14 protein-coding genes are annotated in these 23,898 nt (G+C 64.3%); 7 read left to right on the forward strand and 7 right to left on the reverse strand.

Annotated elements, in window-relative coordinates; translation table 11 throughout:
• Window positions 1–63 precede the first annotated feature (63 nt).
• Window positions 64–1,695, reverse strand: a complete 1,632-nt coding sequence (locus KBB96_RS10800) for a trypsin-like peptidase domain-containing protein (RefSeq protein ID WP_211629420.1) — start codon at window positions 1,693–1,695, stop codon at window positions 64–66.
• Between the two features lie 181 nt (window positions 1,696–1,876).
• Between KBB96_RS10800 and fbaA the strand changes: the two genes are divergently transcribed.
• Together fbaA and KBB96_RS10810 are read left to right on the forward strand one after the other, a co-directional pair.
• A complete protein-coding gene (gene fbaA, locus KBB96_RS10805) occupies window positions 1,877–2,908 on the forward strand; it encodes a class II fructose-bisphosphate aldolase (protein ID WP_211629421.1) in 1,032 nt (343 codons plus the stop codon).
• Window positions 2,909–3,144: 236 nt separating this feature from the next.
• Window positions 3,145–3,918, forward strand: a complete 774-nt coding sequence (locus tag KBB96_RS10810; RefSeq protein ID WP_211629422.1) for a VC0807 family protein — start codon at window positions 3,145–3,147, stop codon at window positions 3,916–3,918.
• Between the two features lie 120 nt (window positions 3,919–4,038).
• Here the strand turns inward: KBB96_RS10810 and KBB96_RS10815 are convergent, their stop codons facing one another.
• Window positions 4,039–6,519 (reverse strand): S8 family peptidase, encoded by a 2,481-nt coding sequence (locus KBB96_RS10815; RefSeq protein ID WP_211629423.1) that lies wholly within the window; start codon window positions 6,517–6,519, stop codon window positions 4,039–4,041.
• Between the two features lie 218 nt (window positions 6,520–6,737).
• On the opposite strand from KBB96_RS10815, the gene KBB96_RS10820 reads away from it, so the two are divergent.
• The 5 genes from KBB96_RS10820 to KBB96_RS10840 all read left to right on the forward strand — a co-directional run bounded on the left by KBB96_RS10820 (window position 6,738) and on the right by KBB96_RS10840 (window position 17,522).
• Window positions 6,738–7,721 carry a hypothetical protein gene (locus tag KBB96_RS10820; RefSeq protein WP_211629424.1) on the forward strand — a complete coding sequence of 328 codons (984 nt, stop codon included), beginning with the start codon at window positions 6,738–6,740 and terminating at the stop codon, window positions 7,719–7,721.
• A 475-nt stretch (window positions 7,722–8,196) separates the two neighbouring features.
• Window positions 8,197–9,609, forward strand: a complete 1,413-nt coding sequence (locus KBB96_RS10825) for a hypothetical protein (protein ID WP_211629425.1) — start codon at window positions 8,197–8,199, stop codon at window positions 9,607–9,609.
• Between the two features lie 266 nt (window positions 9,610–9,875).
• Window positions 9,876–14,600, forward strand: coding sequence for a LamG-like jellyroll fold domain-containing protein (locus KBB96_RS10830; RefSeq protein ID WP_211629426.1), 4,725 nt, complete (start codon window positions 9,876–9,878; stop codon window positions 14,598–14,600).
• Between the two features lie 638 nt (window positions 14,601–15,238).
• Window positions 15,239–16,687 carry a sulfatase family protein gene (locus KBB96_RS10835; RefSeq protein WP_211629427.1) on the forward strand — a complete coding sequence of 483 codons (1,449 nt, stop codon included), beginning with the start codon at window positions 15,239–15,241 and terminating at the stop codon, window positions 16,685–16,687.
• Between the two features lie 205 nt (window positions 16,688–16,892).
• The gene (locus tag KBB96_RS10840; RefSeq protein WP_211629428.1) at window positions 16,893–17,522 is read left to right on the forward strand and encodes an EF-hand domain-containing protein; all 630 of its coding nucleotides are present in this window, start codon (window positions 16,893–16,895) and stop codon (window positions 17,520–17,522) included.
• A gap of 89 nt (window positions 17,523–17,611) precedes the next feature.
• On the opposite strand, the gene KBB96_RS10845 is transcribed toward KBB96_RS10840, so the two are convergent.
• The 5 genes from KBB96_RS10845 to KBB96_RS10865 form a co-directional block, all read right to left on the reverse strand.
• A complete protein-coding gene (locus KBB96_RS10845) occupies window positions 17,612–18,601 on the reverse strand; it encodes a PDZ domain-containing protein (RefSeq protein ID WP_211629429.1) in 990 nt (329 codons plus the stop codon).
• 34 nt (window positions 18,602–18,635) lie between these two features.
• Window positions 18,636–19,124, reverse strand: a complete 489-nt coding sequence (locus KBB96_RS10850) for a hypothetical protein (protein ID WP_211629430.1) — start codon at window positions 19,122–19,124, stop codon at window positions 18,636–18,638.
• Window positions 19,121–19,618: an RNA polymerase sigma factor gene (locus KBB96_RS10855; protein ID WP_211629431.1), complete on the reverse strand. Its 498-nt coding sequence runs from the start codon at window positions 19,616–19,618 to the stop codon at window positions 19,121–19,123. The genes KBB96_RS10850 and KBB96_RS10855 overlap by 4 nt, the downstream gene beginning before the upstream one ends.
• Window positions 19,619–19,714: 96 nt before the next feature.
• Window positions 19,715–19,987: a GNAT family N-acetyltransferase gene (locus KBB96_RS10860; protein WP_211629432.1), complete on the reverse strand. Its 273-nt coding sequence runs from the start codon at window positions 19,985–19,987 to the stop codon at window positions 19,715–19,717.
• A gap of 125 nt (window positions 19,988–20,112) precedes the next feature.
• The gene (locus tag KBB96_RS10865) at window positions 20,113–23,814 is read right to left on the reverse strand and encodes a beta strand repeat-containing protein (RefSeq protein WP_211629433.1); all 3,702 of its coding nucleotides are present in this window, start codon (window positions 23,812–23,814) and stop codon (window positions 20,113–20,115) included.
• Window positions 23,815–23,898: the final 84 nt, after the last annotated feature.

Here is a 23,898-nt window from a genome sequence, read left to right on the forward strand (position 1 = left end):
ACGAGTTCAATGTTTTATCCCCAAGGGAAGCGTCACATCCGGAGATGCGCCGGGATCGTGCTTTCAACGGAGGGATGCCATGTTTTGGGCTAGGGCCGCCTGCGCTTCCTTGCGCCACTTGAGCGCCAGCTTGGCGGCGTCACGATTGTAGGAGGAGATCCGCTCCGGGTCGAAATTGGAGGTCTGGCTCTGGGCGGCCGCGGAAATGCTGTTGTAAAAGGAGAAATAGCGCCGGACGAGATCCGCATCCGAGACCTTCAGGTTGTTCTCCATCAGGGAGGTGTTCATCTTGAGAAGATTGACCACGGCGGCGGAATCGCGGTTTTCATTGAAAATGGCGAGTGCGGTGAAGTTCGAACCGCGGATTTGGGAGGTGAGACGAAGCCCGCTTTTCGTTGGCACGAGCTCGGCGAGCGCCCACAGCAGGCGGGTGACGCGGTTGAACTCCGCGATGGTGCGGGGTTCCGCCATGAAGGTCGCCGGAGTCATCTGGCGCCAGCGGACATTGTCATCGAGCCGGGCGGCGAAACGGCGGACCTCGCTGAAGGGCGTATTCTCGGACCAAACGTCCTGGCGGGCCGCCACCATGCGGGTGACCACGCCGATGACCCGGCCATCCGCCGCGGAGGCGAGCAGCCCGCCGCTGTTGCCCTGGATGATGGAGGCATCCGTCTCGACCTCGCCGGGACCGACGGCCTTTACCTTGCCCCGGAGGACGGTGAAGACTCCGGCTCCGCCGCTATTGCCAATGGCCACGACCTCGGATCCCGCCACACACGGACGTGCGCCGAAGAGCTCCGCCGCGACCGGCACGGACTCCAGCATCGCAAAGCGGGCCAGATCCGCGTTCTCCGCCACCTGGAACATGCCGAATCGCTTGTACACCCGTCCGTCCACTCCGGTCGCCTCAAAGGTGGTGTTTCCGCTCAGAACATGGGCTGCGGTGTAGAGCCAGACCGTCTCGCCATCGCTGGCGAAAAAGCCGGTGCCCACGCCCTTGTCCCCCTTGATGATGACCGCGGCGCGGGTGAGCCGGTTGGAGATTTCATCGGCCTTGGAGGCATCCACCGCTTCCGGAGCGGCAGCGGAAGCAGCAGGCGGGACCGCCGAAGAGGAAAGCGCGGCCACCGGAGATGGGGAAACCGGCAACGAAGCGGCGATGGTGACGGGGTTGCTGCCGTCATCGAGATAGAACCGCTTCACCCACTCGCGCGGCACGGTATCCGGGCCCAGATTGGCCACTCCTCCATCATGATGGATGGTGACGGCGCGGTCCCCGATGCTGCGGATGACGGCATTCTGATAGGTGCGGCCGCCGGGGCAGGCCAGTTCGGGAAAGGATTCGCCGACTCCCTTCAAGCGGGCGCGGGAGACCGTCTTGGCGCGGAGCTCGGCGTTCTCCTTTTTCAAATCATTGAGTTTCTGGCGGAGCTCTTCGACTTCCCGCTCGGAGGCATCCAGCTTCAGGCGGAGCGGCTCGATCTGGAGTGTGCCCGCCTTGAGGGCCTGGATCTCGGCCTTGAGCGCGGCGTTTTCATCGGTCTTGGGCTTCTCCGCCTTCATGGCGGCCATTTCCTCGCGGAGCTCCCGGATCTCGGACGACGACGCCCGATCGGCCTTCTTCGTACAACCTGCGAGAAGGGAGAATACCAGGGCGCCGGAAATCCAAAGCCCGGTGGGGGACCGCAAAAGCATGTCCGCATCATGCCGCCAACCCCGGGAGACATTCAACGCTTTATAGGCCGGCAGAGGTGACACGGGGGTCACACAGGGACGCGATCGGCGAATCCTGAGCCGGGAACCTTGGAATGCGATGTTTTCCGTGCCGATTCGGCCTTGTGTCCGTGGCGCGCATCCTGCTACCCCCTGCGGCGTCATGCCAGTCGCTACTCCCGCCCAATACCGGGCCATGCTCGACGCCGCCCAGAAGGGTGGATACGCCTACCCCGCGATCAACGTCACCTCGATCACCACGATCAACGGTGCGCTGCGTGCCTTCGCCGAGGCCAAGTCCGACGGCATCATCCAGGTTTCCACCGGTGGCGGCCAGTTTGCCTCCGGCACCAAGGTGAATGACGCCGCCTTCGGCGCGATCGTCCTGGCCGAGGCCGCCTACCGCCTCGCGGAGAAATACGACGTCCTCGTGGCTCTCCACACCGACCACTGCCACCCGAACAAGGTGGACGGCTTCCTCCGCCCACTGTTGGCGGCCTCCCGCGAACGCGTGGCCGCCGGAAAAGGCCCGCTGTTCCAGAGCCACATGTTCGATGGTTCCGAGCTCCCGCTGGAGGAGAACATGAAGATCTCCAAGGAACTCCTCAAGGAGTGCGTGGAGCTGGGCATCATCCTCGAGATCGAAGCCGGCGTCGTCGGCGGTGAGGAAGACGGCCACGACACCTCCGGCCACCCGGCGGACAAGCTCTACACCACCCCGGAGGACATGCTCACCGTGTATGAGGACCTACAGCCGATCGGCCGCTTCCTCTTCGCCGCCACCTTCGGCAACGTCCACGGCTCCTACAAGCCGGGCGCCGTCCAGCTCAAGCCGACCATCCTCCGCGATGGCCAGAAGGCCGTGACCGACAAGCACGGTGCCGCCGCCGAAATGGACCTCGTCTTCCACGGCGGTTCCGGCTCGGAGCTGGAGGACATCCGCGAGACCCTCGGCTACGGCGTGGTGAAGATGAACATCGACACCGACACCCAGTACGCCTTCACCCGCCCGATCGTGACGCACATCTGCCAGAACATCGAAGGCGTGCTGAAGATCGACGGCGAAGTGGGCGACAAGAAGCAGTACGACCCGCGCTCGTATCTCAAGAAGGCCGAAATCGGCCTCGCCGACCGCCTCAAGCAGGCCTGCGACGACCTGCTCTCCACCGGCAAGACCATCCACGGCACCGTGTGATCGCCTGTTGAGCCTCAAATTCTGATCGAAAGGGCACGGATCTCCGTGCCCTTTCTTTTTTCCGTAGCCGGACTGGTAACAGTTCGGGCTGGGAAGATTCGCGAAAACCCGTGCAGGAACAGCCGCTTCTTGAAGAGCCGTTGCTCCCCGCGCGTTGTTTCCTCAAGTCTCTTCCCTAATCCGTTTCATCCGTGTAATCCGTGGTCCGTCACTCCCGATCACCCCACCCTTCACCCATGCCTCCGAAGCCGCACAAGCCCGAGAATCCGCTCATCAACATCATGGTGAACGTGCTGGTGCCCGTGCTGGCACTGGGAACCTTGAGCAAGGACCCGACAATTCAAGAGAAGCTCGGCAAGGCCGCGCATTGGTGGCACCTCGGACCGGTCTATGGCCTCGCCATCGCGCTGGCGCTGCCGCTCGGCTACGGCATCTGGTTTTTCGTGCGGAACCGGAAGGCGAATTTCTTCTCCCTCATCGGCCTGCTCTCGGTGCTGCTCACCGGCTGCATCACCATCTATCTCTGGAACAAGGACGGCAGCGTGAAACCCCAGGCCGCGCTGCTCTACGGCCTGAAGGAAGCCTCCATCCCGCTCGCCCTGGGCGTCGCTATCCTCGCCTCCCACCGCACGCAGAATCCGCTGCTGAAGGTCTTCCTCTACAATGACACCATCTTCGACATCCCGAAGATCGAGGGCAGGATCGGCGAACAGGAACAGGACGGCTACCGCAAGCTGCTGCTGGCCTCCACCCGCCTCTTCGCCACGTCCTTCCTCGTCAGCGCCATCATCAACCTCGCGCTCAGCCTGTTCCTCTTCCGCGGCTTCGACCACAGCGCGGGTGACGCACTGGAGAAATACAACGCCATCATCGGCAAGATCACCGGCTGGAGCTTCGTCGTCGTGCTCGTTCCCGCCTTCGGCTTCCTCTTCCTCACGCTGCAGCGGCTGGTCGCGGGCTTGAAGGGCCTCACCGGCCTGACGGACGAGGAGATCATGCTGCCGCGGTGAGGTGGAGCATTCCTGTGGATCACTCGACAAGGTTCGACCGGGCTGGCGCGCCGAAGAAGAAAGAGGGATGCCCGACCCAATGCGCCCGGAGAACGGGACAGGAGCATCCCTGCTCCTTGGTCACAACGTCACATGCAGCCGCAGGAACTTCCTCGGCATGCCGGCGGTGATGGGAAGGGTGGCGGTGACGAGTTGGTCGTTGGCGTTGTCCTCGGTGACGGTTTCGGTGATGCCGGCGGTGGACCAGGTGACGAGGTTGTCCGACCACTCCGCATGGCCGGTGGAGGCGGTGCCCTTGTGGCGCCGCCAGGTGAGCTTGATGTTCGAAGCCGTGCGCGCAAGTACGGTGGCTGCCGTATTCGGTGAATTGGGCGGCAGGCCGAGGTGGTATTCCACGAGGTTCGGTAGGCCGTCGCGATCCGGATCGGCGGTGGCGGACGTGTCGGCGAGGCCGGGATAGGCGGCGGTCCACGCGGTGTAGTCGGAGGCAGGCGTGGTGCCGCGCACGGTGAGTTCCGCCGAGTTCAGCGTGCCTTCGATCCCGGCATCGAGGTCGGCGATCTTCAGGGTCCAGGTGCCTGCGGAGGATTCTCCCCAGTGGCGGACGGACGAGAAGGTCCAGTCGGCATAGTCATTGCCCGGGTCGCCGTGGGAAGCGGCGAGGACATCGGACACGCCGGATGGCGAGGTGAGCGTGATGGCCAGGTCGCCACGGTAGCCGTGGCTGATGTTCACCTTCACGGTGACATGCTCCACCCGCAGCGCTCCGGCGGATGGCAGCACGAAGCTGCGGGTGATGCCGGTGGTATTGTTGTCAGGGATGGTCTGGTTCAGCGAGGATTGGGTGGAGACGATGGGCGTGGCATTCGCGGGCAGGTTGATCCAACCGGCGGCGAGATTGACCGCGGCGGCCGCATCGATGAGGCCCGCGCCGTAGTCGTGATGAAAGCGGAAGCCCGCGCCATTGCTTGTCCAGCCGGAGTCGGCGGAATTCACGCGCTTGCTGGAGCGGATGAGGATTTCCCGGACATCCCGCCAGCCCAGGTTCGGATTGCGCTGGAGCATGAGCGCCACGATCCCGGCGGCGGTGGGCGTGGCGGAGGAGGTGCCGCCGAAGGTGGTGGTATAGTCGCCGTTGCTGGAGGAGGTGTTGTAACCCGCGGTGCCGGAGCGGTCCACGGTGGTGATGCCGAGCGCGGGCGAGGTGCCGCTGGAGGGGGCCACGCACACCAGGTTCGTGCCCGGCTCGCTGTAGTAGGAAACGTGCGCCTGGCTGTCGAAAGCGCCGATGGCGATGACGTGGATGGAATTCGCATAACCATCGTAGTTCGAATTGTCATCGGCCGTACGGCCGTTGCCACCGGCCCAGGTGAAGATCGTGCCCTTTCCGCCGCGGCCGGTGGCGGTGGCATTCGCAAGCGCGGCCTGGGTGAGCGTGCCCGGGCCTTCCAGCGTCTCGCCATCGTCATCCGGCCCCCAGGAGTTCGACTTGATGGCGATCACCTCATTGTGCCAGCCCATGGCATCCGCCTCCTGGGAATCGGTGGTGGAGGCGGCGATGAGACGCATGCCGGTGAGAGTGGCTTCCGGCGCGGTGCCGGAAACGCCGGTGCCGTTGTTGCCGCGGGCGGCGGCATTGCCCGCGCAGGCGGTGCCGTGCTTGTCCACGGTACCGGTGGCGGAGGGATTCGGATCGGAGTCATTCCCATTCCAATCGTGGCTGTAGGTGGCCTCGTAGTTCGTGCTGAGATCGGGATGCGCCGTCTGGAGCCCGTCATCCACGATGCCGATGCGCACGCCGTTGCCGCGCCAGGCATTGGTGCCGGAAGTACCAGAGGGATAGTTCCAGACGGACTCGATGTTCACATCCGTCCCGGCCACCACACCGGACTGCCCCTGGTTTTTCAAATGCCACTGGCTGGCAATGAGCGTGTCATTCGGCAGGGCACGCGCGCTTTGCTGGTGGGCCAGCTCCACCTGCACGGAAGCCACTCCGGGAATGGCCCGCCATGCTTCCAGACCGTCCAGCGCTTCCAAGGGGGAAGCGGCGCGCAGCACGATGTGCCGCGGAGAGGCAGCGGGCATCGATTCTACAGGCAGGTGGAGACGCCCGGCCAAGGCATCGCGCGCGGTGCCTTCCGCAGCTTCCGCCAGCACGTTCGCAGTGACGAGACGACGGTGCGCGGGAGTGTGTGTTTCGTCCTGCGGATAAAGAACGGGCAGGACGATCGCGCCCCCGGCTCCGAGCGCGGCGAGACGCGCGCGATAGGTCTCCGTCGTGGCCGGTGGCGAAAGCGGCTGCGGATGGTCCTCCCCCGCGGCATCACGCAGGACCACCTCATCCAGCGCGAGCGTGAAGCGCCGCATGCGCCCCCCATCCGGAATGCTCCAGTCCACCGCCACGGCGGCTCCGGAGACGACCGGCGGAACGCGCGCCTCGGACGTCCCTTGTTCCTCCGCCACAGCCGAGGTGGTTTCGCCGGTGGAAACCCGCGCCACCTGACCGCGCTCCCGGCCCGGCCAGCACGTGAACACGAGCAGCGCAAGAACCAGCAAGGCGGCGGCAACAAGCCAGCGGGATCTGGAGGACGGAGGCGGCATGGCTTGAAGCACGGCGGAATCCAGCCATCCGTCATCGTAGCCCGGGAAACCGGCCGGGTCGAGGATTCAGGAAATGGCCCGGAGCCTGCCCTTCATAGCGCCACGGGCATGAAGATCCGGTTAAGTTTTCGATCCCGCCACACCACCGGCAAATCCCCCGCCCTGCGGCGTTTTCCTTTTGCCATCCCCGCCAACCATGGGGACATTGGAAAGATCTCATGCTTCACCGCTCCTCCATTCTCCTCGCCCTCACCCTGCTGTCCTGTGACAAGGAGAAGGACCGCGTGCCGGATCTGAAACCCTCCGCCGACCATGGCTCCCGCAACCCGCGTGAGTCCCGCCCGGACCGCCAGCGTGATGAATCCGCCCCGGCCTTCCGGCAGCGGAAGACCTCACCGGGACAGGCCGCATCCGAAACGGACATCCGCACCATTCGCGAGGGCGCGGCCAAATATGCCACCACCGATCCGGCCGCCGGTCTGGAATGGATCGCGAAAACCGCGGGTGGCAGTGATGACGCACTGCGCCAAGGCTATGCCGCCCTATTGGATGAGATGATGAAATCCAAACCGGAGGACGCCATCGCCCTTCTCGACAAGCCCGCCGTCGGCCCCTACCGCCAGGCATTCACCCTGGAGCTCTACAGCGCGTTGACCCGGAAGGACCCGGCCCGCGCCTGGGCATTGCTAAAGGAAAATCCGGGAGGAGCCGCTCCTCCGGTCGCCACCCGCGCCATCGTCACCCAGCAAATCAACCGGGATGGCATCAACGGTGCCTACCAGTCCTTCCGCGCGAACAACGAAAGCCTGCCGAACAGTTTCTTCCTTTCCTCGATCGCATCCGAAAAAGGACTCTCGCCCCAGGACGCCGCCGCAGCCATGGGCATGCTGCGCCAGAATGATTCGGAAGCCGGATTCCCCCGTGCGCTGGGCGTCGTGATTTCGAACATCCAGCCCGCTGACCGCGCGCTGGTGACCTCCTATCTCGCGGACCGCCCCGCGGAGGAACCCTACGACCAGGGGTATCGTGCCGCCACCACGCTGCTGCTGGACAGCGGTAGTCCGGAGGCCGCCTATGAATGGGCCTCCCGCATCACCAATCCCGTCCTCAAGGAAGCCGCCCGCGCCGAAATCCGGGACAGCCTCAAGACGGTGGACGCCGCCACCCGCGACCGCGTGGACAAGCTGCTGCTCCAGAAGTGATCCGCCCGGAGACGGACGCCTGACCTACTACGCTCCCCGTATTGTTCCCTTCCGCATTCCACAGCGGATGAGGACACCGGGAAGTCATGCCGGCATCCCGGGCAGGAAGGATGATGATACGGAAGCGGCGGAGTGAGGTTCGCATGGTCCCGGAGAACCCGGAAAAGCCGCCGGAGATCGAACAGCCATGTGCGGTGGCAGCGGAACGCGAAGGACCCGCAGACTCCGGCACACCTTTCCCGAAACACTACGCGCGGCGGATAAACCACCCCGGACGTGATAACACACCGCCCGCAAAACACATTCTAACAAAAAATACCACGTGTCCGATATTGATACCACTTATCCGAAAAAATACCCACGATCACTACCACAGAACACACAAACCTACGCGATAGAGTCATCTTATTTCATATCAATAACTCCGGAAACATGAAACCATCCATGCTGTTAGGTATAAACCGCGCAACCCACCATGAAAACACCCGAAGCCCGACGCCTGGCATCCCTGCTCGCCACCGCCGTACTCTTATCCTCCGGCTCCGCCGCCCTGGCGGATTTCGTCCCCGTGCCCCTGCCCGATCCGAAAATCCCCGGCTACCACTTCCCGGAGAATGAAGCCACCATCCTGAAATGGGTGGCGGACTCCTCCGTCACGGACCCTACGGCCAGCGCCGCCGCGGACAACCAGATCTATCTCCACGGCTGGGGCATCTGGGCCTCACTCACGGCGGAGACGGATCAAACCGAGAACGGCCAGAAACTGCGTGTCTTCGAGACCTGGCTCACGCCGCAGGACATCACCGCCGCCTCGCAGGCAGGCAAGAATGAAAGCCTGCTCAAGCTTCCCCGGGGTTCCCGCCCGGTCCTTGAGGAATTCCGCCAGTTGAAACACCACAAGGGCAAGGACCCGCATCTGGAAGCCGCCGGCACGGCCACCGTGCTCGGCTTCGTGAAGTATGATCCCACCGCCGCGGATCATATCATGAAACAAGGCCTGCTTCAGAAGTCCGTGCTCGACCAGCTCCTGTCCTACGGCGCGGATGAGATTCCCGTTTTCCCGGTCACCGGCCTCGCGCTCAAGCCGGTCTTCCAGGTCATCAAGAAGAGCGACCTGGTGGACGGCCGCTACTATCAACTCCCCGTCTGGCCCGGCCCGCCGTCCACGCCGCAGCAGTGGGGCTCCACCACCTGGCCCGCTTCCGTCTGGATCGATGTGAAGGACGGAGGCTCCGGCAAGGGCGAGATCGACAAGGCTCCGAAAAAGGACGGCTCATCGCGCACCGATGCCACCACCTATCCCGTTTCCAGCCTCATCAACTTCAAGCTGAACCCCGACCAGGCGGGTGCCTTGAAAGCGAAGGGTGCCGCGGAGGGCGACTACGCCATTCTCGTCGCCATGCATGTCTCCGGCCGCGAGATCACCCGCTGGACGTGGCAGACCTTCTGGTGGACGCCCACACCCGCGAATCCTCTCGCCCCCAGCTCCGATGCGATCGCCAAGGCCCGCCCCGTCCAGATCAAGGCACCGGCCGCGAACTACGCCATGTCCATCGCCTATACCACCGAACTACCATCCCCGCCGTACGTGGGTGGCGACAACAAGGGCAACTCCATCTACGCCTACAACCCCTGGCTCGAGGCGGGCTTCGGCCCGTCCGACCTGCCGGACTCCATCCCCGGCACCTACAACGGCCAGCCCGTGCAGAACAACTACGGAGTACAATCGAACTGCATGAGCTGCCATGGCGCGGCGAACTACAACCCGAACAACGTCTCCACCGCGCCGGACTATTCCGGCGACCGCTACATCAGTCTCGGAGATCCGCGCTTCTCCGGTACGCTGAAGGTGGACTTCCTGTGGTCCCTGCCCGGCAACGCGAAATAACGCGAACCACAAAGCCAAAAACATCCCAACAAATTCCAGCCCCCGGATGGGTCTCCGCGACCTATCCGGGGGCTTTTGCATGCGGCCGCTCTTGGAATCAACGGCATCGCCCGGCTCCGCCCGGCCCATATTTTCAAAGGCAGACACAGATTCCGCCTCCAACTGGTCCGCGGCACGGTCCAGTCACGTGACCATCGGGATTCCCGTGGCCGACGCTTTCAGGCACGGCGTGGGATTGATTCGTTTTTGTGAACGCATTCGTACCCATGAAAAACCCGAAATCCACGCTATGCGCCGTGGCGTTGCTGGCGGCGGCCTCCACGCCCGCACACGCCGAGTATTATAACTTCACCGGCCCCTCGGGAGCGAGCATCGACGGCTCGGACATCCTCTATCAGGAGACCCGCTATCCGGTCTGGCCGCAGAGCACTTACAATGCCCGCTGGTTCCCGGGCATCGCCGGCACCACCACCAGCACCAGCTTCTACAGCGGTCCCACGTGGAACGGCAGCTATGATACCGGCACCCGCAGCATCGGCTACATCCAGAGCTTCTGGGGCATCGACAATCCCGTGACCGCGGGTGATTCCGTGACGCCGGAGTGGTGGCACGGCAACATGCGCGACGTGCCTTCCGTGGGCGAAGGCGCGTCCGGCAAGGTCGAGGGCTCGTGGTCGATGACCACCGGCACCTGGTATCCCACGGCGGTCCGCATCTGGCGGCCCACGGGAAATCCCGCGAACGTCTCGAAATGTGGCCAGTGGTTCAAAGACGGCGTCACTGGCAAGTGGCACCACCTTTCCACCTTCAACATGCCCTTCGTGGCCACGCGCTTCACCGGTGACACGGGCTTCATCGAGGACTTTTCCAACGGCAACGTGAATCCGCACCGCGTGGATTTCCGGAACTACTACTTCCGCAAGAGCGGGACATGGACGCCGGGCAAGACCTTCAAGCCCTCCACGCGGCAGGCCACGGAAAAGGGAACGTCCGGACTGATCGAGAGCAACACCGCGGGGTTCTTCGAAACCTGTTCGGGTACCAGCTACACCGGCAACATGGGCCCTGGCGCGCAGGAGCTGACCTACACGCTGACAATGCCGACCACGCCGACCTTCGACACTCCGGTGGTCAGTTCGGTGACGGCGGTGACGACCACCAACCAGCTCGACGTGAAGTGGGCGATGAGCGCGACCAGTTCACCGCAGTTCTCCTACAAGATCGAGGTCTTCCCCACCACCAACACCTCCGGCACACCCTCGCTGACGGTGACGAAAATCGATCCGGACACCACCGACGTGCTGATCCCGACCACCGGCCTGCCGACGCCGACGGTGAAAGTGACGATCACCGACATCTTCGATCAGGTCGCGACGGCGGTCGTAGCCACCGCCTCCACCGCCACGCTGGCGAATGCCAGCACGCCCTCCGGCACGGTGGCGGGCCTGGGTTACAAGTACTATGAAGGCAGTTGGACGGCGCTCCCCACGTTCGATGCCGCACTGGACACCTCCAGTCTGGTGCAGAGCGGCGGCGTGAATGCCGTGGACATCACCGTCCATCGCCAGACCACGAAATATGCCGCCCAATACAAGGGCTACGTGAACATCCCCTCGGACGGCCTCTGGTCGTTCACGCTGAAATCCTCGGACGGCAGCAAGCTGCTCATCGACGGCACCGCTGTGGTGACGAACGATGGCGTGCATGGCGGTGGCTTCGAGGTCATCGGTGCCACCGGCCTGAAGGCGGGCAAGCACGCGGTGGAAGTGCAGTACTTCAAGAGCGATCCCGGAGCGACCGGCAGCAATGAGGAAAACCTGATCCAGCTCACCTGGGAAGGCCCCTCCGTGGCGAAAGCCGCGATTCCCGAAAGCGCCTGGTCACGCGTGCCAACAGGTGGCGAGCCCACCATCACGCTGACCTCTCCGGCCAATGGTGCGACGGTGGCCGCGGATGCGGCTTCCCTCACCGCGAGCGTGAATCCCGCGAGCCAGACGCTGCAATCGGTGCGCTTCTACAACAAGGACACCTGCTGGGGCGCGGCCTACAGTTCCACCGCCTCCGGCGCGAACCGTCTCTTCGCCTCCTCCGAGCTGCTCGGCGCGGGCGCAAACCACCTGCGCGCCCGTCTCGTCTATGGCAGCAGCGGCCAATACACGCTGGATTCCCCCACCATTGACATCACCGTCACGCAGCCGGGGATTTCACCGTGGCAATTCTCCGCCATCGGTTCGCACGTCTTCCAGGCAGCCTCCAGCGTGTCGAACAACGTCCACACGCTGGTCGGAGACAATCTCAACTTCAACTGGCAGCTCATCAGCGGCAATACGACCATCGTCGCACGGCTCAAACGCCGTCCGGGCACCTCATGGGTCTCGCAGTTCGATGGCACCGGCTATGACGGCGGCTGGTCCGGCGGCATCATCTTCCGCCAGGATCTCACTGGCTATCCCGGCAGCGAGATCGGCAACAAGTTCATCACCCTGCTGGCCTCCGCCTCGAATGGCATCTACCTGCAGGACAACACCAATTCGAACGCGGGCGGCCTCTTCTGGCCTTCACCGAACCTGCAGAACGCCTCGAACACCTACAACTGGATGAAGCTCCAGCGTGCGGGCAATGTCTTCACCGCCTATCTCTCGGTGGATGGCACGACCTGGGACAACGTGGGCTCGCGCGATCTCTCCGCCCAAGGCTTCAACACCGCGATGTACGTGGGCGTTTACTCGCTGGCCCGTCCCAGCACGAATCCGAACCCGAACCGCTGGCAGTTCGACTCGGTGGCGGTCGGCACCAGCCTCCCCACCCCGCCCGCACTGCCGGACTACGTGGCCCGCTGGGCGATGAACGAAGGCACCGGAGCCGGTGTGGCGGACAGCACGCCCGATCCGATCAACGGTGTGATCCAGAACGCCGCGCCGTGGGTCACGGGCGTGGCCGGAACCGGACTCGACTTCAACGGCACCAACCAATCGGTGCTCATCCCGCCGCTGTCGCTGAACACGAATACGGTCACTCTCACCGGCTGGGTGAAGCGCAATGGCGCGCAGACCGCATGGGCTGGCATCGCCTTCACGCGTGGCTCGCTGACCAGCGGCATGATGTTCGGTCCTTCCAATGACCTGCGCTTCACCTGGGACTCGGGATCGAACTCGTCCTACAACTTCAGCAGCGGCCTGGTGCCACCGGATGGCACGTGGACCTTCTGCGCGCTGGCGGTGGAACCGACGAAGGCGACGCTCTATATGAAGCCGCAGGGCGGCTCTCTCACCTCATCCGTATGCACCGGTACGTTCAATGCCTCGCCCTTCGATGGTGACTTCTACCTGGGCTGGGACACGAACAGCAGCGGCCGCCGCTACAAAGGCTCGATGGATGATTTCCGCGTTTACCGCCGCACCCTGAGCTCCACGGAAATCACAGCCATCGCCTCGGGCAATGGCGCTCCGTCGTTCACCACCGATCCATTCAGCAAGCCGGGCGCAAGCTCGGGCAGCGGCTATAGTTCCACGCTGGCGGGATCCGCCACCGATCCGGACAGCGGTGATGTGCTCACCTATTCCAAGGTGTCCGGTCCCTCGTGGCTGACGGTCGCCGCGAATGGCATGCTCGGCGGCACGCCAATGTCCGGCAATGCAGGCACCAACAGCTTCACCGTGCGCGTCACCGACGTGGATGGCGCGAGCGATGATGCCACGCTGACCATCACCGTGACCGACCCGAATGCCGCGCCGGACAGCGATGGCGACGGTTTCTCCAATGCGCTCGAAACCGCGCTGGGCACCGATCCGAACAATGCATCATCGAAGCCCGCCACCTCCTACTCCGGCCTGCGCGCCTGGTGGAAGCTGGATGAAACCACCGGCACCTCCGCTGCGGAGGTCACGGGACGCACCGGCCAAACCGGCACGTTGTTGAACACGCCGGTGTGGACCACCGGCCGCATCGGCAACGGTCTCGACCTCAACGGCACAACCCAGGCGGTGTCCGTGCCCGCGCTGAACCTCGGCATCAACAACGTGACGCTCAGCGCCTGGGTGAAGCGCAATGGCAGCCAGTATGGCTACAGCGGCATCGTTTACAGCCGGGATGGCAGCGCCTCCGGCCTGATGGTTGGCCCCTCCAACGACCTGCGCTACACTTGGGCGGGCGGCCAATGGGGATTCTCCAGCGGCCTGACCATCCCGGACGGCGTGTGGACGTATTGCGCGGTGGTGGTCGAGCCGACCAAGGCCACGCTCTACATGATGCCGGATGGCGGCGCGATGCAAACGGCGGTGAACACCACCGCGCACGCGGAGGCTCCGTTCAGCGCCACCTTGTACCTCGGCTGGGATACCAACCAGAACGAGCGCCACTTCAAGGGCACGATCGACGATGTGAAGATCTACACGCGTTCGCTCACCGCCACGGAGATCAGCCAGGTGGCCACCGCCCCGGTGTCGCTGCCGTGGCAGTCGCAGGACATCGGCAGCACCGGCGTGACCGGCTCGGCGATGCAGACCTCGGGCACGCTGATCCTGTCCGGCTCCGGCGCGGACATCTGGGGCACGGCGGATGCCTTCCGCTACACATGGCAGGCGCTGACCGGTGATGGCTCCATCACCGCACGCGTGGCCACCCAGCAGAACACCGATGGCTGGGCGAAGGCAGGCGTGATGATCCGTGAGAGCCTCACCGCCGGGTCGAAGCAGGCCATGCTCGCGGTCACTCCGGGCAATGGCGTGGCTTTGCAATACCGCTCCACCACCAGTGGCGCGAGCAGCAACACCGCTGGCTCCACCTCCGCCGCACCGCGCTGGGTGAGGCTCACCCGCACCGGCGATGTACTACGCGCCTACGAGTCCGCGGACGGCTCCACCTGGACCCAGGTGGGAACGGACACCACCATCACCATGGCCGCGAACATCTACATCGGCCTCGCGGTGACCTCGCACAACAACACCGTCTCCAGCACCGCCACCTTCGACAGCATCACCGTTGTGCCCTGAGGCACGCGCGTTCCATTCACCAGCAGCCGCATGGGAAGCCATGCGGCTGTTTGTTGGAATCGGTCCTCTGAAGGTAGGGGCGCCTCGCCGAGGCGTCCGGGCGAAGTGGTCCGGTGCGGAAAGGACACCGTCCCAACACGACAGGGCCTTGGGAGGCGTTTGTGGATGAAGGATCTGCCTGATCCACCGGTTTCTTCAGCCCCGGAGGGGCGGCGTAAGGTAGCCGGTGGCGCGAGCCACCGGATCCGACGCTCATGATGACCGAAGTCCCGGAGGGACGACGCAAGCGGAGTCCGATGTACGGCGAATCGATTGTCGGGCGGTCAGACCGATGGAGCTCGGATCGGTGAGTCCGGCGCAAGAGCGCAGGCAGCGTCGTCCCTCCGGGACTTCCATACTCATTCGCGCACTGCCCGGTGGCTCGCGCCACCGGCTACCGTTCGCCGTCCCTCCGGGACTCAGATCGAAAAGGTGGCGCTTTGTCGATGGCCGGATCATCTGCCAGACCCGGACGCCCCGGCGGTGCGACCCGACCTTCCACCTTCTTGAAAAATCCCGGGAACTCCGCCGTAGTGGTGGCGCTCATGAGATTTTGTATCCCCTTTCCCCCCGCCGCGCTTTCCCTGCTGGCGGCCTGCATGCTTCCACTGCCATCCCGCGCGGAGGAGAAGCAGAATCGTCCGCCGAATGTGATCATCATCTACATCGATGACATGGGCTACGGCGACATCGGTCCGTTCGGAGCGAAGGGTTACAAGACGCCGAACCTCGACCGCATGGCCGCGGAGGGCACGAAGTTCACCAGCTTCTACTCCGTGCAGGCGGTGTGCTCCGCCAGCCGCGCCGGGCTCATGACCGGCTGCTATCCGAACCGCCTCGGCATCTCCGGCGCACTGCACCCACATTCGCAGGTCGGGCTTGCCCCGGAGGAAATCACGATCGCGGAGATATGCAAATCCCGCGGCTATGCCACCGGCTGCTTCGGCAAGTGGCACCTCGGCGACGCGAAAGAATTCCTGCCACTCCAACAGGGCTTCGACGAATACTTCGGCCTGCCCTATTCCAACGACATGCTGCCGAAGCCGGGGAGCAAGAATCCGCCGCTGCCGCTGATCGATGGCAACACCGTGGTGAATCCCGACGTGGACGATGCCGCGCAGGACATGCTCACCACCTGGTACACGGAGCATGCCGTGGATTTCATCCGCCGCCACAAGGACAAGCCGTTCTTCCTCTACCTCCCGCACTCGATGGTGCATATCCCGCTGCATGTCTCGGACAAGTTCCGCGGCAAGAGCGGACACGGACTCTTCGGCGATGTCGTGGAGGAGGTCGATTGGTCGGTCGGCCAGGTGCTCGATGAATTGAAACGCAGCGGCATCGACGGGCACACGCTGGTGATGTTCTGCTCGGACAACGGACCGTGGCTCTGCTACGGCGATCACGCGGGCACCGCCGGGCCGCTTCGCGAGGGCAAGGGAACGAGTTGGGACGGCGGCGTGCGCGAGCCCACGCTGATGCGCTGGCCCGGCCACATCCCGGCAGGCCGCACCAGCGATGCCGTGCTCGCCACCATCGACATGCTGCCGACCATCGCCAGCCTTTCCGGCGCGGAACTGCCCGCGCGGAAAATCGATGGCAGGAACATCACGGAGATCATCACCGGAAAGAGCGATGCCTCTCCCCATGAGGCACTGTTCTTCTACTACCACGTGAACGATCTGGAAGCGATGCGCTCCGGAAAGTGGAAGCTCGAGTTCCCCCGCTCCTACACCTCGCTGGATGGCAAGCCGGGCGGCAAGGATGGCAAGCCCGCGCCCTACAAGAACCTCACGGTCCCCGCCGTACAACTCTACGATCTCGACTCCGATCCCGGACAAAAGACCGATCTCGCCGCCGCACATCCGGACGTGGTGGCGCGGCTCACCGCCCTGGCGGACAAGCAGCGCGCGGAACTCGGCGACGCTCTCGGGAAACAGCCTGGCACCGCCCGCCGTCAACCGGGCAAAACCAGCCCGGCTTCCGTGTTCCCCTCGGACGAGGGTTTCGACAAGAAGCCGGACCCGAAATACACGCCGAAGCACTAGAATCCTCGTGGCTGGAAGGTGGCCTTCGGATGGGGAAGATCCCGGAACGACGGTCCCGGCATGCCGATTTGCGCCCTCCCCGGAACCTCAACAGGCATTTTGCACTCCTCTCCGGAATTCTAACAGCACCAAATCTTTTTGGACACTCCGACGGTTTGCGGTTACGGATCGTTGCCCCCCGTTCCCTTGCAACAAACACCAAAACATGAAAATCCACACTCTGCTGGGCGTGGGGGCGATCTTCGGAGTGATCGCGTCCGCTGATAGTGCCTGGGCCAAACCGAATCCCAACAAGCCGCCCAAGCCCACGAAGGCTGAAAAGGAACAGGCCGCTTTCGAGAAGGCCGATGCCAATGACGACGGCTTCCTCAATATCTTTGAATTCGCAACTACGCAGGGCCCCGGCACGCCGCTGGTGGAAGTCCGCGCCCGCTTCATCCCGATCGATACCAGCGGCGCATTCGAACCGGTATATGAAATCGATCCGGCCACCGGAAATCCGGTGATTGATCCAAACACCGGAGAACCGGTTTTGGCCACCGATCCGAACACCGGAGAGCCGCTGAAAGGCGACCCGATCCCGGATGGCCTCATCTCCGCGGACGAATGGGCCGCCTACAACGCCTCAGGCAAGAAGCTGAAGGATCATACGCTTTCGAAGTTCGAGCTGGCCGATTTCGATGGTGACGGCGTCCTGACACCCGAGGAATTCGGTTATCTGGTATCTCCCAAGGTCAAGTTTACGAACGTTCTCCGTCAATTCGAACGAAAGGATGCCGATGACGACGGGGCGCTGACTGAGGACGAATACCGCGGCAAGACCACGGGCGCATAAGGCAACCCCGAGGATTTTCCATTCATCGCAACGGGTGGCGTGCCATGCATGCCACCCGTTTTGTTTTCCGATCCGTTGGGAACGGAATGTTACTTCTTCTCTCCGGTCTGCTTGATCGTGCGGGACAGCTCCTCGAGCTGGGCGCGGAGTTCCGCGAGCTGCTTCTCCACCGCCGCGTTCGCATCCGATGCGGTGGCGGCGGTTTTGTCCTTTTTGCCGACGGCTCCCTGGAGAGCCTCCATTGCCAGCTTGTACTGCTGGGCCGTCGCATCCGGGAGCTCCTTGATCTCCGGAGCACCATCCGGACCCGGAGGATGAACCTCAAGGCGGCGCGTGAAGGTGCGCAACGGCACGGCCGCACCGCTGGTTCCGAAGCCACCTCCCACGCCTTTCCACCCGGTGGTGGAGACGGTGTTCTCCTTCTTGCCAAGGGTGGCGATGACTTCGGCTTCCTTGCCCTGACGGATCAGCACCAGCTTCACCTTGTCACCTTCCTTGTGGTTCGCCACGAGCACGGAGAGCTGGCGCGGCTGGATGAGGATCTGGTCATCGAGCCGGGCGAGGATGTCATTGCGGAGAAGGCCGGCCTTCTCCGCCGGACTGTCGGCAGCCACGACCTCCACCACCAGACCCGTATCCGGCGGGACGGGAAGATGCGGAGCAAGGTCCTCGGTCACGGGCGCGGTCGAAAGCCCGAGATAGGTGACGGGTCCCGACGGCTTGCGGCTGATGAAGGTATCCTCGCCATTGCCGCTGCTGAAGGCCCAGCGCATCGGCAGAGCGACATCGGTGAAGCCACCCGCCACTTCGGTTGTCTCCTTGCCATCCGGGCCGACAATGTGGAATTGGACCTCACCATCGCCGTCGGCCGCGCCGGTGATGGAAATCACCGCATCCTTCATGGTCGTCGCAGTGGAGGAGGAGGACGAGGAACCGGATCCACCCGCGGTGGCGGCGCTGGCAATGGCGATCCTTTCCGCAACCTTGGCCGGGGCAGCGGGAGCGGAATCGGAAGATTCGCCGCGGGCCGCGGTCATGGCGGCCAGGGCGATGAGGGACATCAGTGTGGTTGTTTTCATGACTTCGTTGGTGTTCGATTTAATTACTATAAACTTAGTAGGTATTGACCGCCACCGGCAGGACCTCCTGCCGCACGCGGGATTCCACGGAGCGCTCCCGACCGGGCAGGGTCTCGTAGTAGATCTCGTCCACCCAGGTGGTCTGGACGAGGCGCACCGGCCGGTTGTCCGCGTCATTGGCCACGCCGAGGTTCGTCACCTCCATGAGATGCTGGCGGCTTTCCACCGGCACCTTCACCGGCGCGACCGCAGCGCCTGGCACGGAGACGGTGGCGGGCGGCGTGGTGGCGGAACGCGGAATGAGAAACACACCCGCGACGCAGGCGGCGGCCGCGACGGCAATGAGGGGCACCCGGCGGCGGAACGGCACGATCTTCCGGACCCGCGTTTCATGCAGGTCCGGATTCGCATCGCGCAGGCGCTGCATCAGTTCCCCGCCCGGTTCGGCAGGGGCGAGCTTGCCCAGCAAGGTTTCCATTTCACGCTCCAGGGCGAAATCGGGTTCGGCATCAGGACAGCTCATGACACGAGGGCAGTGAGGGATTCACGGAGGGTTTCCAGGGCGCTGCGGTAGCGGGAGGCCGCGGTGCCCTGCGGGATTTCCAGGGTTTGGGCGACCTCGGCGAAGGTGAGGCCGCCCCAGAATTTGAGCATGAGCACATCGCGCTGTGCGGCGGGCAGGTGCTTCAAGGCACGTTCCAGCTCGATCAGCGTGAGGCCGTCCTCATTCCCCGCGGAGACGGTGAAGAGGGAAAGGTCCGCGCTGGCCTGCTCACGGTGGGCGCGGCGGTCGGTGCGCCGCCCGAGGTCGATGGCGCGGCGGCGGATGGTGGTGAAGACGAGGGCGGCTTCCGGTTTTCCGCCGGACCGGCGCCAGGATTCCACCAGCGACTCCTGGAGGATGTCTTCCGCATCGTGGAGGCAGCGTGCCTGCTGGCGGGCGAAGAGCAGGAACCGGCCCGCGTTTGCAGCGAGCCAGGTGTTCCAGTCGTCGTGTGGTGGAGTCTCTTCTGCCATCGGCGGGACCGCGTCCCACCCCTGACAGCGCCGCACCGCCGGAAATTTATCGCCGGAGCGGAAAATCCCGGAAATTTCCGCTCATTCCACCTCACATCACGCCCGCAGGTCGTGGTGTTCCGGGTGGCGCCGGATCCAGGCGGCGGCGTAGCCGCAAACAGGCAGCACCTTCAACCCGCGTTCACGGGCGATCGCCAGCACGCCCTCCATCAGACGACCCGCCGTGCCTTGGCCGCGCAAGGCCGGATCCGCCTCCACATGCGGCAACACCAGCACGTCGTCCCGCACCTGGTAATCGGCGAACGCGAGCTTGCCCCCCTCGATCAGTTCGAAGCGGCCGCGGGCGGCATTGTCGGTCACGGTGTCCATGCCATTTCCTCGCGTGGGAGCCAGGCCCCGTCAAGAGGCACCCGGAAACGAGCCGTCCGGCCCGGACGAATCCGGGCCGGACGGGTCTCATTGCATTATGTACCCGGGAAGGTCGTTGTCGGAGGTCACGGCGTGGTGACCTTGAGGCGGACGAAACGCTTCGCACTGCCGGTCGGAAGGGTGTAGCTCACCGAGGTGCCACTGTCCGTCACGCTGCCATTGGAAGCGGGATCCCAAGTGACGAGATTCTCGGACACCTCCACCACATAGCTGGCGGTGGCGAGTGGGTCCTTCGGCCAGGTGATCACGCCGTTCACCGGCTGCGGATTCGCGGTGAAGCTGCTGCCGGTCAGGCCCATGAAGTATTCCACGCCGTTGCGGATGCCATCGCCATCGAAGTCGAGGTTGGCAGTCTGCCCACCGGCATTGGCAGCAGCCCACGAGCTGTAGCCGGAGCCCGCGACGGAAAGCGTGACCTTCGATGAATCGACGTAGCTCAACGTGAAGTTGTTCGCGCCAAGCGTCACGGTAGATCCTTCCGCCAATCCGGCGAAGGTGCCGGTCAGACTGCCGCCGGTGTAATCCACCAGCGTGAGCTTCGTACCACCGGCCAGCGTGCCGGTGCCGAGATCCGTCAAATTGAGCGTGGCCCCGCCGAGGTCCACCGCACCGGCCGCGGCCAGCTTGTCCGCGGTGACGGCGGTACTGTTGATCTCCGCCTTGAAAGTGGCACCGGTCACAAAGGTCGCGCTCTTCGCCGCCCAAGTGCCGATGCCGGAGCCCGGTGCCAGCGTGCCCGCGGCATTCACCGTGAGCGCGGAAGTGGCGGAACCGGTGCCGCTGAGCGTGCCCGCGTTGATGGTGGTGGTGCCGGTGTAGGTATTCGCTCCGGCGAGACGCATGTGGCCCGCGCCAGCCTTCACGACATTGTAGGAGGGAGTCACGGCCACACCGGCACCGGCGGTGTTCACGAGGTTCGCACTGACGAGCAGGTCGATGCCCGAAGCGGTGGTCCCGGCGGCGATCGTGAAGGTGGTGTTGGTCTGACCCGCCATGCCCAGCGTGGTCAGGCTGATGGTCGAAGTCGTCGCGGAGGCGTTGGTGGTGACGCTGGTATCACCCGCACCGTTGTTGCGCAGGTCCATCTTCGATCCGGCCATGCCGGTGATCGTGCCACCGGCCAGGGTGATGCCCACGGAAGTCGGCGAGTTGTTGCCGGTGTGCTGGATATCGATGGTGCCGCTGTTGAGCGTCAGATTGCCGGTGCGGAAGTTCTGGTTGTAGCCCAAGGCATCGGCAACGCTCACCTTCAACGTGGCTCCGGCATTGATGGTCACGTTGCCGCGGATCGCACCCGAGCCTCCGCCGGTGGTCAGATTGATCGTGCCCGCGTCGATGATGGTGCCCGCGGTGTAGGCATTGATCGCGCTCAGGGTCAGCGTGCCCGGTCCCAGCTTGCGCAGACCGAGCGTATCCGTGGTGATCGTGGGAGAAGTGCCTGCCACGTGGTCCGAAATGACCGTGCCGTAGGTAATGGCACCGCCCGGCGCATTCGTGGTGTCCAAGCCGATGAACGAGCCGCTCTTGAAGCCGGTGGCGGATGGCGTGCCGACCACGACATTGGTGAGCCCCTGCAGCGTGTTGATGTCCGAGACGGTGAATTCACCCGCGCCACCGATGTTGAAGGCGGCGGTGGCACCGGAGGCCACGGTGAGGTTCGCGGTGGTCCAGGAAGCGGGCGTGTTGTTGTAGAGCGAAGCCTGCTTCGGGAACTTGAGCACGCCGCCATTGACGGTGGTGGTGCCGGTGTAGGTGTTCGTTCCGGAAACGGTCCACGTGCCACTCCCGGCCTTGGACAGATGGGTGATGTTTTTCACGCCGGGCACCACATAGCTGGAGCCCACCGGACCGCTGGCGGCATTCGCGCCCGCGCTGAGGGTGACCACCTTGGTGGCGGTGTTGATCGCGGTGATCGTCTGGCCGCCAGTGATGCCGGTGCCGGTGATGGTTGCGCCGACCACGATCCCATCCACGGAGCCGAGTGTCACCGTCGTGGCCCCGGCGGCGAAGGTCGCGACGAGCGGAGTGCTGCCGGTGATGCCATTGTCGATGATCGCCCCGGCAATCTCACCGGTGCCTGCGGTGGATCCGGAGAGAGTGACAATCCTGCTGCCAATGCCGGTGGCAGTGAGGCTGGAGGAGAACTTCAACAGTCCGGTGCCGCTCTGCGTGATCGCAGCGCCACCGTTCAGGTTGATCACACGGTCGGTGGTTTCACCGGTGCCGGTATAGACAAGCGTGCCGGTGGTGGTGGGCGATCCCATGGCGAGGGTGCCGTTCGCCACCGTCATCGGAGCGCCGAGGTTGGAGGTCGCAGTACCGCCGGTGACCGAGTTCAGGGAGGAAATGCTGAGCCGGGTGCCAAGGATGGAGGTCGCTCCCGTGTAGGTGTTCGCCCCGGTGAGAATCACATCACCCGTGCCGCCGCCCCCGCTCTGCACGATGGAAAGCGGACCGGTGCCGGAGATCACCCCGGCGGCGGTGGTGGACTTGCCATCCCACTTGGAGGAGATACTGCCGCCATTGGTCCCGAGGGAGATGGTGCCGGGCAGCGTGTAGATGCCGTCCTCGCCGAGAAGCGTGCCGCCGTTGAGCACCCAGTTGTTCGCGATCGTATAGCTCTTGGTGTTCTGGATCCACAGGCGGACCGTGCCGCCGGCGTTGATCGTAACCGCGCCGGTGCCGAGGGCGGTGGGAACGGAGGTGTCCGCGCCGGTGCCGCCGGTGCCCAGCGAGATGATCCCCTTCGCGACGATCGTACCGCCGCTGTAGGTGTTCGCGCCGGACAGCACCAGCGTGCCGGCGTTGTTGAGGGTCTTGCTCAGCCTGCCAGGGCCGGAGATCACTCCGGCGACGTTCAGCGTGCTGTTGATGTCCCAGTCACCGGTATAGCCCGCGGACAGGACGATGCCGCGGTTCGCATTCAGGGTGAAGGCCGCGCCGGAAATATAAGTGGAAGGAGAACCGCCGCCGCTCAGCGCAATGCTGTCCGATGTGGCCACACCCGGAATCGCACCGAAGGCGCTGTCCGCCTTGAAGCAGAAGAAGCCGCCGGTGATGATCGTCCTGCCGCTGTAGGTGTTCGCGCCCGTCAACTGCACCGTACCGGTGGCAGTGAGATTGCCGGTGCCGCTGATGACGCCGGACAGATTGTTGAAGTTTCCGCTCAGGTTGAGGTTGGTGCCGTCGATCGAGATGTTGTTCGCGAAGGCGGTGGTGTAGGTGAGCGTGGGCGAGCCGGTGGCGCTCACCGGGCCGGAGCCCAGCGCTGTGGCATTGCTCACGGTGAGCGTGCCTTCCTGGAGGTTGTTGCCACCGCTGTAGGTATTCGCACCGCTCAGTGTCAGCGAGGATGCGCCCGCCTTGGTGATCGCATTCGCGCCGATGAGCTGCGCGGAGATGGTGGTGGGTGTCAGCGTCGTGATCGTGGACAGCGAGGGCGAACCGCCGTCGCCGAGGGTCACGGACTGCCCCGCGAGCGTCCACTTCGAACCGGTCGCTCCATTGTCGCTGAAGAGCAGGTTGCCGATCAGAAGAGGCGACACGTCCTGGGTGACAGTGGCATCCGCCGTGATGTTGCTGGCGAAGTAGGCGGTGAAGGTCGCGCCATAGGCCGGCAGGTTGCCGGACCACTTGGTGGAGTCATTCCAGTTTCCGGAGGCGGAGGTATCCGTCCAAATACCGTCATTGACGGCGCTGGCGGTGGTCGCGGAGAGGGCGATGAGGGGGGCGGCCAGAATGCTGGCGCGGAAGGACTTGGGCTTCATGATTGAATGGGCAATGCAAATAAACGACGTCATTCAGGGGGGAGGCGCGGGCGGACGCCGGAACCAACGCCCGGAAGTGACACC

It is taken from the genome of Luteolibacter ambystomatis, assembly GCF_018137965.1.
Lineage (GTDB): Bacteria > Verrucomicrobiota > Verrucomicrobiia > Verrucomicrobiales > Akkermansiaceae > Luteolibacter > Luteolibacter ambystomatis.